This window comes from Pectinatus frisingensis (assembly GCF_014076555.1).
In the GTDB taxonomy this organism is placed as follows: Bacteria; Bacillota; Negativicutes; order Selenomonadales; family Selenomonadaceae; genus Pectinatus; species Pectinatus frisingensis.
In genome coordinates, this window is sequence record NZ_CP045424.1 from 2,006,373 (window position 1) to 2,020,770 (window position 14,398).

The following is a 14,398-nucleotide window of genomic DNA, read 5'->3' on the forward strand; positions in this document are numbered from 1 at the left end:
TTATTACAGTTCATTACAGTTCATATTTTCCCTTGATATACTGCCAGTACCAATATAGTGATTCTTTTATTTTCCCTTCATTTCTGAGTATCTCCGCATACCATCTTTTATGATGATAATTTTGGGGTAACTCCAAAGGCATTTCTCTCCATGGTGACAACTTTTCGTATTTATTATAAATATTTTCCATATATGGCCTTTTTTCATACTGCCATAATATACTCCATGGTTTAGGGTGATTTGCAAAGTGTATTAATTTAATCTCTTTCAATTTATTTTTTATTACTTCTTCTGATTCACACCATAAACCGATATTATTATAAATATCACTTAAATAGAAATGTGGTTTTTGGGAAAATAATATATTCAACACATCCTGATCTAAAAGAGTCTTATTTTGCTCAAGAATGTTTAGCAAATTCTGTGTTATATTATAATAATTCCACTTCTGAATATTAATTAACATAAACCCACTATTAAAATACATATAATTTTTCAGTTTTAATTTTTTAGTTGCCTTCTCTCGTACAGATTTAAAATCAACAACAACTCCAATTATCTCATTGGTTATACTCATTTTAAATAAATTAAAAATATCTGCTATACATATAATATCAGTATCTAAATAAAGAAATATATCCGTTTTTAAAATATATGGGAAAAAAATTCTGTACCATATTGGTAATGGAAATAAAGAAGTAGTTGCTAAATTACGCAACAAGGGAGACTTGATATCTAAAAAATACATATTTATATCAATTTTGTATTGTTGTGCTAAGCTCTCAAATCTGTGTATGTTTTCTTCCGATATATTGTTACATAACAAATGAAAAACAAATTTTTTATCTTTGTTATTTTCACAAATAGATGTTATTGATGTACCTGTCATACGTGCTGCATTATTATCCAGTCCGTAACCGATATGTCCCGCAATATTATCTTCATTTTCTATAAACGAAAATTTTTCCCGTTCAATTATAGATTGTAAAAACATATGCTTTATTACAAATTCATCCACACATTTTCCTCCTTTATTTTTGGATATACTTTTTCATAACCGACCTATATACCCAGTAAAGGCTTGTAAAAAAGGCTCCTTTTTTCATGAAATACTTGGCATAAAGCCTCATCTGGCGATACTTGGTTGGTCTTGTATCAAGCGGAGTATCTTTCCATGGAGACAGTTTCCAGTATTTACGAAAATACCTGGACAAGGGATGAAAACACCATTCGTGCCAAGGTTTATTAAAACCATGATAATGGAGAAAAATCGTATCTGCCGGTATCTTCTCTACTTTTGCATTTTTTTTCAGGCTTATATTACATAAAAAATTATACGAGGGAGCCAAATGCACAGCCTTGTCCTTTAATATTACGTTTAATGCATCCTGATCAAAGCATTGGAATGCATATCCATATACTGCTTTTCGCTCAGGATGCTCATTTACCTCACGAAGCAGGTCGATACATTTTTCTGAAATCTGCTGATGCAGCCACTGCTGTACATCAATATACATCACGCCGGCGTTAAAATACCCTGTATTGGCAGCAGTTAATATAGGCTGGTTATTCTTATCCAGTTCAAAATCTTCTACCACACATGCTGCAGTTCCAGCAAAAGCTATATTAGAAAAAGCGTCCAGCGAATTCAGACATATTATATCAGCATCTAAATAAAGGTATTTTGATGCAACATTTTTCAGCTGATATGGTATGACAAATCGATAATAAGTGGCAATTGTAAATTCCCTGTCATCAAGTCCGGTAAAAATGCTATTATCTATCCCATAAATAGTTATCGACGTATTATAAGAAAATAATAAGGTCATAAACTTTTTATTTTCTTCAAGTGCAATCGCACCATCGACAAATATATGAAAAGCGATTTTTAAATCATGATTGTTTTCCAATATGGAAGTAATAAGCACTCCTACTGGGTATGTAAAATCAGCACTTATCCCAAAAGCAATATGTATATCAGCCTGTTCCGGTGGAAATGCACTATTTGACAAAACGTTTTTTCCTTTTACTGTGTTTTCAAACATTTTACTACATTCCTTCCATATCTGCCATTACTTTATCACACGCTGCTATTACCTGATTCACTGACACATTTTGTAAGCAAGGATAATCTATACATTTTCTTCTTACCTTATCCTTGCAGGGATAACAGCTGATATCCGGGTAAACCACCGCTATATTACCGCCATAAGGGGCCCAGTGCCTGTGCGATGTTCCGGCGAAAATGACTACTTCTTTAGTATTCACTGCCGCTGCTATATGTGCCGTACCGGTATCCACCGATAATAAAAAATCTGTTTTTTGCAAAAGATAACCCAACTGCGGCAGATTGGTCCTGCCGCAGAGGTTTTTAATATCCATATCGGATTTTCTTATAAATTCCTGCGCATAAGTATAATCATTATTTGAACCTACTGTATAAAAAACAGCATTATTATGTTCTTGCGAGAGTCCCTGCACTGTCTTTATGAAACTGTCTTGCGGCCAGTCCTTATAAACTATGCCACTTCTTATACACAATGCTATTTTCAATTTATCAGCGGGAAATCCTGACAGCAGTTCATCTATTATCTTTTTATCTGCCTCAGGTACTTCCGGCATTATCATCCTGGCTGTATCATTTCTCTTAGTTATACGGTTTATAAATATTTCATGGTTTTTTACCTGCTGAGTAGCGGCAAAATCATAGTCAATATCATATATCTGTGTATAGAATAATCTCAAATATATATTGCGCAAGGTTATATTTTCAAAACCTATCCTATTGGGTATCCCAGCCAGATAAGCAAGTATTGCTGAGCGAGGTTTGCCATCTATCACCACCGCCAGATCAAACTGCCTGCTTTTCAGCAGCCCGGCCGTCTGTCGTATTTCAGATATTTTTGCCTTGTGGGAGTAGTTATAAAGTAATACTTCGTCAATAACCGGATTATTTTCGACGATTGTTCTGGTCAATGGTTTTACCAGCATTGTTACTTTAGCGTCCGGATACGCTTTTTTTAAAAGGTAAGCCGCTGCCGTAGCCATAATGGTATCGCCGATCTTACGCAGGTTCAATACTAATATGTTTTTGTAAACTACACTTCCAGACTTTCTCTCCATTATAAGCTATAACTTCTCTCTTTTATATAGCGCATATAAAATTTCTTACTGGAATCAACGCTTATATATTCAATATAAATTTAGTTAATTAATGACAGCTTTCTTCTTAATAAAATCAAGTTAGTATAAACCATATACCTAACATACACTTTTTAATTTTACTATAAAAAACCATTATCAACAACCTATAGTTGTATTCAGTTTACATCTGGACTGCATTTATTCTTTTGGTATGATAAAAGCTGCTTCAAAAAGACGATGCCATGGGAATTCAACCCGTACGTTTTTCAATGACTGTTGATTTGGGAACTGTGTTAAACCGTACTTCACGACAGCCTGACGCATCAATTCTGTTGCATACTGCTGTGCCTGTATAATACGTGTCTTTGTATCGCCATAGTCGCCTTCACCAGTAAAACTATCCATTTTATTGGCAACCTGCTGACGAATATTGGCCTGGTAAAGCCAGTCATCCAGGTAACGCGGTACTAACATCTCAATTGTTTCATCTTTATCAGCATAAGAAGCGAGCATCCCCATAGCTATAGCATAACCACTGCTGTTAGTCGGTGTATTCCAGCCGGCATAAGCTCCAAGTTTTGCCAAATATCCCTTTTGCCACAGTATGTTCATTAGTGCATTGTCTGCACCATTACCAAAGTCGATATCTGCTATACCGACATTTTTACCTTCTGCCAGGTACCTTCCGGTCATTTCAATAAAGGATACTGTATTGGCACGTGGTGTAAGAGTATTATCCGGATCATTGGCTGCATAAGTTACACCTTTTTCATCGGTGTCGAGCAACAACACCAAATCAGCCCTTTTGTCGTTATTTATCTGCAGCCCGCCGGCCACACTTATATGTGTTTTAACTGAGTCTTTTATCGGTTCATTGGAATAAGCCGGTACGGTATCCGCCCCTACTCCGGCGGCATAGTGTGCACTGACAAAAGGAATGTCCCCCTTGAGTTGGTTGACAGCACGTGCCAGCATTATCATCCCCAGTTCGTCCACGCCGGCCACTGATTTATAAGAATCAACGGCACCGGCGAACTTATCAAGCGCCCGGCGTTCTCTGTCTGTCTGTGAGTACCGGGCATTATCATCACAGCCTAAGACCAAATAAGAAATAGCTTTATCTCTTGTAAGACTTATCAAGTATTTGTTTACAGTAAAGTTTCCTGCCCGACGTGACAACCAATCATTAATAGATGCCTGTGGGATAGCCTTTTCCAGGTCGTCCATTTCCCTTGTCTCTTTTTTTGTCAGTCCATCTTTTTCCTGCTTATCTGAAAGCGCCGTATACCGGGCTATTTGTGTACCGTAAACACGGTAATAGTCTGGTTCCTCAGAAGATGCTTCACTAGTCTGGGGTGTGCGCATAATCGAGCCAAAAACATAAACCGGCAAATAAGGGTATTTTTGATGCAAAGCAGAAAAAACCTGAGCTCTATGCTGCAGCACATCTGCCGGTATATTATGCTTGCGTGAAGCCACAAGGCTGCCATATACTAAGGAATCCGCTGACAAAACCGCAAAATCAGCCTTACCGGCATTTGCCATCACCCATTCTTCCAGAGCTTCCGGATGACCTAAATCGTCACGGTTTCCCAGTAAGTTTTCCGGTGGTGTTATCACATTATAGCCAAGCGCCCGAATATTATCCGCTGTCTGCTGAAAAGAAATAGGACGGTTATCATGCGGTACAAACAAGATTGTATTATTAAACTGAGCTGATGCCGTACCGGCAGTCATACTGCCGCCAATGACGAAAAAAAGAAATATAAGAAATTTTATAAACTTCAATGTTAAAATCCTCCTGTAATGTTCTACTTATAAAATTGTGTTAGTCAGCATTATACCAATCGGTAAAAGCTGTCAAATCTATGCAACCCACCACCATGCGGTGCACAGTTTCCCGCCTTTCTGTGCGGACAAAAGGTAAGAGCGGTTCAAGTTTATTGTACTAGTCAACCAAAACCAAGTACGAAGTTCAATTCATATAATCATACGATTTTATTATACTACCTGTCCATTACCCTGTTCAAACAAAATATTTCAACTGTCCTCACTATAAAAACAATAAAATGCTCTGCCGAATCAATCATTTAGTTAACCTCAAATGATTCTCAACAGAGCATTATTCAATCTATGTTCTATTCTATTTTCTTATCTTACACTTACACTTTTAAAAGCTATTTTGTCACCGCGATGTCTGGATACGGAGTATTCAAACGGTCGTCCATCATCCAAAAAGGCAATCTGCTCTATCTCCAGCAACGGCAGTGTGCTTTCAATACCCAGATAGGTCTTCTCTTCCTTACTCGGCATAACAGCACATATTCTCCTGTGTGCTGATTGAATTTTCAGTTTCAATTCATTTTGAATATAAGCATAAATAGACTTTTTCAATATTTCCTTTTTTAAACCAGGGATAAGCTGTATCGGCATCTTCATATACTCTATTACTATTGGAACATCCAATGCACAGCGAACCCGTATAACATCATAGACAAAATCATCCGGCTTTAAAAGCAGTTTAGTGGCAATATCCTTCTCAGGATGTACTATAGAAAATTTTATTATTTGGGAAGTTACTTTTTTCCCTTGATAGCTTTCAGTAAATCCCTCAAACTGCCTCGACATGCTCAAAGCTTTCATATCACTATCTTCAACTGATTTCACAAAGGTTCCTGATCCGCGCCGCTTAACGATCAGCCCCTGCTTGACAAGCTCATCGACAGCCCGTTTTACTGTTATCCGGCTAGCTGAATACTTTTCACACAATTCCCTTTCCAAAGCGATCTGTGTACCGGGAGGATATTCTCCACTTGCTATTTTCTTACGAAGTTCATTAGCAATGTTTTGGTATTTTACCATTATTTATTGCCGACAAGTTTCAGTGCTTTTTCCAAAACCTTTTTACCATTGATCATACCGTAGTCTCTCATATCGATTACTTCTACCGGGCATTTACCATTTATTATCTTTTTTACATCATTGAGCATATGGCGGATCTGAGGTCCCAGCAAAACCACATCAGCAGTATCTACCTTTTCATCCAGAATCTCCACTGAAAAAGCTTCCACATGTATGTCTGATAAATTCTGCTTTTCTGCTTCATCCTGCATTTTTTTAACCAAAATTGATGTTGACATCCCGGCATTGCATACTAAATATATATTCATTTATTTTCCTCCTAAAATTGACTATTACATTTTTATATTATAAGATTTAATATATCTTTTGTCAATAAAATGACATATCTTTTACTGGAATATTTTTAAATAAATACATATAAGTAATAAAATAGTTAAACCTCAGATTATAGTAACTTTTATATAAAAAATATCTTTCATAAAATCCATATGGTTTCCAAATTGAGTCACAAAATCAAAACTTTTTTCATTAACGAATACTTACTGTTTTAAATGCTATTTTATCTCCGCGATGCCGTGATATTGAATATTCAAACGGGCTGCCATCATCGAGGAAAGCAACCTGTTCTATCTCCAGCAGAGGCAACTCTTTATCAATTTTTAAATATTTTTTTTCTAAAGAAGTTGGCATTACCGCACGAATAGTACGATGAGCTGATTGAATTTTAAGATGCAGCTTATCTTGTATATAGGAATAAATAGACGATTCGATATGTTCTTTTTTCAAACCGGCAATCAACTGAATAGGCATTTTGGTATATTCAATAACGATTGCTTGGTCATCAGCCGACCGAGCACGTATTATGTCATAGACAAAGTCTTCTGTCGTTAGCTGCAGTTTCGCTGCTACTTCCTTGGATGGGTGATCAATATCAAACTTTATCACCACTGTTCCTATTTCATGTCCCTTGTTTGTTTCTGCAAAGCCGGCAAATTGGCGCGCCATGCTAAGTTCTCTTATATCTTCCTCATCTTCTATTGATTTTACAAATGTACCGGAACCACGCCTCTTAACCACCAATCCCAAATTAACTAATTCATCAACAGCGCGCTTTATAGTAATTCTGCTTACACCATACTCATCACACATTTCTTTTTCTAATGACAGTTGTTCACCGGGCATATATTTCCCATTAGTTATCTTTTTTTTAATATCATCTGCAATCGTTTGATATTTAATCATTATCCCACCTCATTTTTATAATATATATTATAACTTAATACGCTTTGACATAACAATACTATTTGTTTGTTATGTCAATAATTTTGCTATAATTTTATAAATAAATTTCCATTTTAACATGTCTTATAATCATGTTGTCTATTCTTTGATAAATATCTTTTTGGATATTTCCAAAAAGATATTTATGTCCCATGTTTTATTTTAAAATCGATTCAAATCAATATTTTAACAAAATAACATATTCATTCTAAAATTATTATATAAATATATAATTACTATACTTATATAATAATTTAGTTATCGTAATTTTTCAATAATTCTTTGCTGTTATTGCAATATTTTGATGGTAAATAGGAATATATAAAAACATCTTTGTATTATTTTTATTTGTAATGCTTTATTTAATTTTTGTTATATTTTATTTATATAAAAGATATATTTTTTATTGACAAACTGACAGTATTGATGTTATATTAACTCTGTTAAGTTAATTAATATGAATATGAATTTTCTGTTATATTCATAAAGTAAGGGGAGAAAGGAAATTTATGAAAAACAAAAGAAAAGTTATTTTATCTACTTTATCCGCACTTATTATTACCACAAGTGCAGCATATGCTGCTTCTGCTGACCAGTTATATTCTGATGTACCGGCAGATAGCTGGGCAGTGGCTGCCGTCACTAAACTAACCAATGACGGTATCATTACCGGCTATGGCGATGGTACATTCCGTGGTGACAGAGCTGTTACTCGTTACGAAATGGCACAAATGATTGCTAGTGCCCGTACCCATTCTGAAAAAGCCAATGAGGAAGATAGAGCTCTAATACAGCGCCTATCTAATGAGTTCTCCGATGAATTGACTTCTCTTGGCATTCGTATGTCAAATGTCGAAAAGAAAACCGATAATGTAAAAATAAGTGGTGTTTTTGCTAACAAAGCTATGAAAGGTATTAGTGATAGTCATACTTGGTGGGAAAAAGAAATATTCTTAAACGTCGATGCTGATGTTGGTGACGGATGGGGATTCCACAGTGGTTTAGACTGGAAATGGGGAACCAATACCAAAGGCTGGAATGGAGAAGAATCCTTCTCTGATCTTTATGGAACCTCTAATAAAGATGTCAACGCCATGATTTATCGTATGTATGCCCAAGGTCCAATTGGTAAAGATATTAATGCTACAATTGGTCTTTTTACTCCTGATTTACAAGATGGTGTCGTTGGTAACGCCCGTACTAAAGGTGTTGCAGTTGATTACAACATGGGTAAAACTACACTTAAGGCTTATACTGGTAAAGTATATGAAAAAAATGCTGATCTGTCTTCCCCTTGGTCAGCCGGTTTTATACGCCATGGCAATCGCTATGATTTCTATAATGACGGAAGCACAAGAGATGACGCTACTCTTGGTGTATACGGTTTTTCTGCTGAACATACCTTCACACCCAAAACATCTGCCGGACTTGGTTATTATAGTCTCAAATCCCCGAATGCTTATGATGGCAGATTAGGTATTATCGCTCTTAATGCCCGTCAAAATCTAGCTAAAAATCTTGATCTTACCGGTTTCTATTCTCATGGTAATCAAGATTATCAAAACAAAGCTTACGATCTTAAACTCGTTTACAATGGTAGTCCTTGGGGTGACAAGCGTTGGGGATCATCTATCGGCTATCGGTATCTTGGTTCTGATGCTCTTATTATGTCTAGTATTGTTAACGGTAGTGAAAAGCCTGGCAGTAAGGGTATGGAAGCCAGTATTTGGTACCATTTCACAAAGAATATTCAATTGCAAAACTATTTCTTCTTCGGTAAAGCAATTAATTCTGAATATGCTGCAGAAAATCCTCACCATACAGCTTTCTTCTCTAACCTTATCTTTGCCTTCTAATTTCCAATAATTTCCCAATAGTACGCTATTAAAAATTCCTCTTTTTTTACACTGCTGATGCTGGAGAAATCAGCAGTGTATTATTTTACTAAAAAAAGGAATTTTTTTATTTTTCATTTTATGTAAATATACAAAAATAAAGGGCTGTCACACACAAACATTTTCATTCATAAATATACGATATTCCGTTCCCGCTATTTTCTTTTGTAAGGACACAGAACCAGATAACGGCAGTAGATCGCATATTCATGAGGTCAATGTCGTTTGTGCGACAACCCCTTTTCTTCAATTACACTAAATGATTTTTAAAATTTAAATAGCACATTTCTATTTTACGGCTTTAATATCATCAAAATACATCGTCGAATCGACTACGGTATCACCCACTGTATTACAGTATATAGCAAAGTGCTGGATGTTGGATTTATCGAATTTACCATTTTGCTTTCCTTTAAATTGACTGAAGGGAATTGTTACCAGCGTTGGAGTCGTTCCCACAGTGCATGAAGAAAGATCGGCTTCAAAATCTTCACCGTTGGTATTTATCTGAATAATTAATTTTTGTTTTTTACCGTCCGGTGTAAGCCAGAATTGTATAGCGTTATAGGCCGACCAGTCAGCACCATTCATATTTTTTATGATACCGGCATAGCCATTTTTATTTATTTTATAGGTAAATGCCAATCCGGTATCGCCGCCTGAGTGCTTAGTACTTAAAGTGGGACTTACAGAGCACCCTGCACCATTATTGATAGAGTAAACCGCCTGTAGCAGTCCGTTGTCGCCATAGTAACCTTCAAAGTCGTCCACTAATGATATATCTTTGGGTGGCTGTGGTATATTAAATATTACTTTCACACTGTCCGCAGTCTTCCCATCAATAACCAAATCTACAGTTCCCATGGATTTACCAATTTTAGTCAGATCTGACTTGGTTATTTCTACGCTGTATAAACCATTGGCAGTTTTTACCGCCTTGACAGAGGCAACTGCCGCTCCATCTTTTTTATACACAAACTGGACATTATCACTTTTACCCGATACATTGGCCTTTAATGTCTGTGAAGCCAGAATTCTATCATATGAGTTAGGAGATACAATATATCCATATGTTTTTGCAGCAGCCTGTTCAGTAACTTCTATTTTACGATAATCGGGCATTTGACCGGCAAATATTACTTGCGGTTTATTGTAAAAATCAATAAATTGGTTTACCATTTCATGGCCGCGGGATGGACTTACCATATATGGTTCATCGAAATTAGTTTCATCAAAATTGGACCAGGTCATAAAGTAAGCCATCCCATGCTGTGATATATTTCTTAGAATTTCATTAAACCAATCCAAGCGCTGATTACCTGATTTCAGCATAGCACTGTTGCCAACCAGAATTCCCACTTCAGAAGCTGCCGGAATCTTATCATGATTTTTGGCAAAGGCTTTCATGACATCCATTGTGGCATCGAGGGATGTCATCCAGTCATCTGTTTTTGCCGGATCTCTGTGATACATATCAAATGCCGCTATATCCACAAATGCATCACCTGGATAACGTGTCAGATAATCTGCTTCACTAGTTACAGGTCCGCCCGGTGAGTAAACATAAAGGATGTTATGTAAGCCTTTAGCATCACGCAGATATTCTTCCGTATACCGATATAAATTTTTATACTGGCTCGGTGAACAAAAAGCCGCTCCCCACCAGAACCAGCTGCCATTACATTCATGGAAAGGACGATACAATACCGGAATGTTCAGGTCCTGCAACCGTTTATCATATTGGGCTACCATATCAAGATAGCCGCGATATACTTCATTAAGATCCCCGCCCGGCATTATACGTGAAACGACGTCACCCGTTGTCACATTTGGTGAATAACCAGAGTAATCGTACTGTCCGTTAATTTTTCCTCTCTTAGCAACATCGGCAAAATTCGGCATATGATTTGACAAGGTGATAATCGCACCTTTCTGATTGGCCTTTATCGCCACTTGAACAGCTTTGTCAATAAATGTCATTCCTGCTGCTTTTTCTTCATCAGTCAGGCTCATTTCGCTGCCAGTCAACGCCAGCCCATCAATACCGACAACAGCCGGATAATCCCCGACCATATCATAAGTATCTGAATCACTTGGTCCAATACCTGCTTTTTTGTGCATATCATTTTGATGTCCATACAACACTTTGCCGGAACCTGCTATACTTTTTAAATATGCATATAATTGAGCCGTACTTTCAGTAGCCTTACCATCGGCAAGATTGACTTGCGTCGGCAGAATAAGCTTAGACAATTCAATCTTATCTTTTTTTACTGCCCGTGCTGTTTTTTGTACATATCTATCTTTTACATTTTCGTGTCCGAGGGTAACATTATTTACATATAAAGCTCCTTTATAGTTAGTATTGCAGCCAACTACACTAAGTTCCATATAGGTAATATCAGCATCCGCCGCAGTAAAGGGCAGGCGAACTGCGACTTTCTTCAAAGAAGTACCTGCTACAGGCTTTGCTGAAGCTATGTCTATATCAGTATAGGTATTAACTATTTCCTTACCGGTATTGGACTTCATATATAACTTAGTTTTAAAAGTCCCTTCCTGCATTGCCGTGGAATCGAAATAAAAATTGTACGTCAATACATTATATCCAGACAATGCAAGCGGCGTACTGTCATTTATCTCACTTGGCCTTATTTTTACCTCACTCCAGCTTTTATCAGCATCACCGGAAAAATCAACAGCAAGCTTGCCTGCACCACCAGCTGTTTTATCATATTCCAATGACGGAGTGCCGGTGTAGCCCCACTTACCGCTGTAGCTCCATGATCCAAGATCATGTGAAAAATTCCAGTTTTTTGCTGCTTCAACTACGTTTATATTCGCGAACTGCATCGATGTTATATTAACTGCCGGCAGCCCGCCCCAAAGAAACCCGGCCGATAATGTCAAAGGTAAAATTTTACTTAATAATTTTTTATTCATTAGATTATTTCCTTAGATTATTTCCTTTTATTTCTGTCCCAGCGTAATATTGTCGACATATATATCACCTTTATAATCGGTGAAGCTTCCCACAACACTGACTTCAAGATCAACGGCATCCGCTGTAACCGCATTGAAAGGAACCTTTACCTTTACCTTTTTCAGGCTTGTTCCCGGAACCGGTAATCCTGATGCCAGATCGATATCCGGGCAGACATTTACTACTTCCTTACCGTCGGAAGATTTTATATACAGTTTCGTCTTAAATGATCCAGCATGCATGCTGCTGGGATTATAATAAAAATCAAACGTCAGATAATTACACTTATCCAGTTTTAACGGGGTATTATGATTTATATCACCATCTGACAGTTTTACTTCGCTCCAGCTTTCCTTAGATACACTGGAATAATCTACTGCAATCTTTATTGCACCGTCACCTACCGACGAATCATATGTTACTGCCGGTATTCCGTTATAATCCCAAATACCGTTAAACTTCCACGCACCAAGTCCTTGTGAAAAATCCCAGGTTATCGGAGTGGTTGCTGCATCAGCAAATGCCGTTACAGCAGGAAATCCACCGGTAAATAAAACTGCTGATAAAGCTAGTGGCAATATTTTTTTTAAAATTCTCTCTCTATTCATGATTTAATTTCCTCTCGTTTATTAAAACGTGTCTAATATTTCTTCAAAACAAAGGGGTGGGGCTGTCATATGTAATGTATAATTCAAACAAATAGATAATTTCTATAACCACCCAACAAAGTAAACCTCACTCTTAATTAGAAACAGGCAGATTCTAAGAATATTACATATTTATTAATAATACTGCATATGACAGCCCCTGGTATAAAGGGTATAACATAAATTGGAAAGACTATTTATTAATAATGACCGGAGTCGGCATCTGGCTGTAATCAGTTACACCATCAGCAAATATCGAATCCTTTTCATTATAATAATCAATAAATTTATTTATCATTTCATGTCCGCGAGTTTTACTTACCATATACGGAGCAAAGAAATTATGCGGTTCACGTTCGAAATTTGACCATACCATGAAGTATGGCATATCTGTCTTGCCCACCATCTTTGATACTTCGCTGAACCAGTCTTTATCTTTATTGTTTGATACTGCCAGGCTGCCACCGTCACGTATTCCTACTTCTGTGAGAGCCGGTATTTTGTGGTGCAGTTTTGCCGCGTCATTGACTGACTGCAAGGTCAGGGCAAAATCCTTGAACCACGGATCCGATTTAGCCGGTCCGGGTGGATTGTCATCATAAGTATCAACGCCCATAATATCGACATATCTGTCACCTGGGTATCTGTCAAGATACTCTTCTTTCGTCTTAAAAGGACCATTAGGAGAAATAGCATAAAGGAAATTATGTACATTTCTCACGTCACGCAGATATTTTACTGTATAGTGATAAAGATTTACAAATTCCTGTGATGTACAATATTTTGCTCCCCAGTAAAACCAATAACCGTTTTGTTCATGGAGTGGCCGATAAATCACCGGAACTCCGGCCTTTTCCAGCTTCAATGCAAAGTCTGCTATCAAGTCAAGATATCCTGTATAGACATCATTCAAATCTCCGCCGGGTACAATGCGCTGCACCACGTTACCGGTGAATACATTTGGAGAATAGCCAATATAATCATACTTACCGTCTTTTTTACCGCGATCTTTTATTTCGGCAAAGTTGGGCATATGCATTGATAGAGTAATTATTGCACCTTCTTTTGACGCTTTAATTGCAATATCGGCCAGTTTATCAACATAAGTGACACCTGGCTACTTCACTATCGGTGAGATTCAGTTCCGAACCTGTAAGTGAAAGCGCATCCATACCGACAATACCAGCTAAAGAACCGGTGACATCTTTAGTATCGGAATTACTTCCGCTATTGGTTAAAAACATTTTGTGATGTGCATCGTTTTGATGTCCATAAAGAACATAATCAGTCTTCCCTAAGGCAGCCAGATATTGATACAGTCCGACTGTTTCTTTGGTGGCATTGGGATCGGTCAATATTATTGATTTGGGCGCCTTATCTGCCAGTTCACTGACCGTGGGAGCTTCAGCTCTTGCCTTGGCATTATCCGGCACAGCTTTCTTTTCAACATATATTTTACTATCTGGATTTTCCCATGCAGTATCATCCGTCTTTGCTGCAAAAGCAGTAATGGAAACCGCTCCGATAAACGCGCACACAACGGCTGTTTTCAATAATCTTTTTAGTCTCATTATTCAGTCCCCTCT

Annotated in this window: 12 protein-coding genes; 1 reads left to right on the forward strand and 11 read right to left on the reverse strand. The window is 37.2% G+C overall.

Features of this window, described 5'->3' with window-relative positions; all coding sequences use genetic code 11:
* Nucleotides 1–13 precede the first annotated feature (13 nt).
* The 7 genes from F8M42_RS09405 to F8M42_RS09435 all read right to left on the reverse strand — a co-directional run bounded on the left by F8M42_RS09405 (nt 14) and on the right by F8M42_RS09435 (nt 7,248).
* Nucleotides 14–1,018, reverse strand: coding sequence for a glycosyltransferase family 8 protein (locus F8M42_RS09405; protein ID WP_182186224.1), 1,005 nt, complete (start codon nt 1,016–1,018; stop codon nt 14–16).
* Between the two features lie 13 nt (nt 1,019–1,031).
* On the reverse strand, nt 1,032–2,045 hold the full coding sequence (locus F8M42_RS09410; protein WP_182186226.1) for a glycosyltransferase family 8 protein: 1,014 nt from the start codon (nt 2,043–2,045) through the stop codon (nt 1,032–1,034).
* A 4-nt stretch (nt 2,046–2,049) separates the two neighbouring features.
* Nucleotides 2,050–3,123: a glycosyltransferase family 9 protein gene (locus F8M42_RS09415; RefSeq protein ID WP_182186236.1), complete on the reverse strand. Its 1,074-nt coding sequence runs from the start codon at nt 3,121–3,123 to the stop codon at nt 2,050–2,052.
* Nucleotides 3,124–3,342: 219 nt separating this feature from the next.
* The gene (locus F8M42_RS09420; RefSeq protein ID WP_182186238.1) at nt 3,343–4,932 is read right to left on the reverse strand and encodes a DUF4127 family protein; all 1,590 of its coding nucleotides are present in this window, start codon (nt 4,930–4,932) and stop codon (nt 3,343–3,345) included.
* A gap of 363 nt (nt 4,933–5,295) precedes the next feature.
* Nucleotides 5,296–6,006: a GntR family transcriptional regulator gene (locus F8M42_RS09425; protein ID WP_182186239.1), complete on the reverse strand. Its 711-nt coding sequence runs from the start codon at nt 6,004–6,006 to the stop codon at nt 5,296–5,298.
* The gene (locus F8M42_RS09430) at nt 6,006–6,314 is read right to left on the reverse strand and encodes a PTS sugar transporter subunit IIB (RefSeq protein ID WP_182186241.1); all 309 of its coding nucleotides are present in this window, start codon (nt 6,312–6,314) and stop codon (nt 6,006–6,008) included. The genes F8M42_RS09425 and F8M42_RS09430 overlap by 1 nt, the downstream gene beginning before the upstream one ends.
* Before the next feature lie 220 nt (nt 6,315–6,534).
* Complete coding sequence (locus tag F8M42_RS09435) at nt 6,535–7,248, reverse strand: GntR family transcriptional regulator (protein WP_182186243.1); 714 nt, start codon at nt 7,246–7,248, stop codon at nt 6,535–6,537.
* A 548-nt stretch (nt 7,249–7,796) separates the two neighbouring features.
* On the opposite strand from F8M42_RS09435, the gene F8M42_RS09440 reads away from it, so the two are divergent.
* Nucleotides 7,797–9,143 (forward strand): S-layer homology domain-containing protein, encoded by a 1,347-nt coding sequence (locus F8M42_RS09440; protein WP_182186245.1) that lies wholly within the window; start codon nt 7,797–7,799, stop codon nt 9,141–9,143.
* A gap of 327 nt (nt 9,144–9,470) precedes the next feature.
* On the opposite strand, the gene F8M42_RS09445 is transcribed toward F8M42_RS09440, so the two are convergent.
* The 4 genes from F8M42_RS09445 to F8M42_RS13680 all read right to left on the reverse strand — a co-directional run bounded on the left by F8M42_RS09445 (nt 9,471) and on the right by F8M42_RS13680 (nt 14,383).
* A complete protein-coding gene (locus F8M42_RS09445; RefSeq protein ID WP_182186246.1) occupies nt 9,471–12,125 on the reverse strand; it encodes a glycosyl hydrolase in 2,655 nt (884 codons plus the stop codon).
* Between the two features lie 27 nt (nt 12,126–12,152).
* Nucleotides 12,153–12,773, reverse strand: coding sequence for a hypothetical protein (locus F8M42_RS09450; RefSeq protein WP_182186248.1), 621 nt, complete (start codon nt 12,771–12,773; stop codon nt 12,153–12,155).
* 232 nt (nt 12,774–13,005) lie between these two features.
* Nucleotides 13,006–13,851 (reverse strand): glycoside hydrolase family 26 protein, encoded by an 846-nt coding sequence (locus tag F8M42_RS13675; protein WP_229711322.1) that lies wholly within the window; start codon nt 13,849–13,851, stop codon nt 13,006–13,008.
* A 58-nt stretch (nt 13,852–13,909) separates the two neighbouring features.
* Complete coding sequence (locus F8M42_RS13680; RefSeq protein ID WP_229711323.1) at nt 13,910–14,383, reverse strand: DUF3987 domain-containing protein; 474 nt, start codon at nt 14,381–14,383, stop codon at nt 13,910–13,912.
* Between the last annotated feature and the right edge of the window lie 15 nt (nt 14,384–14,398).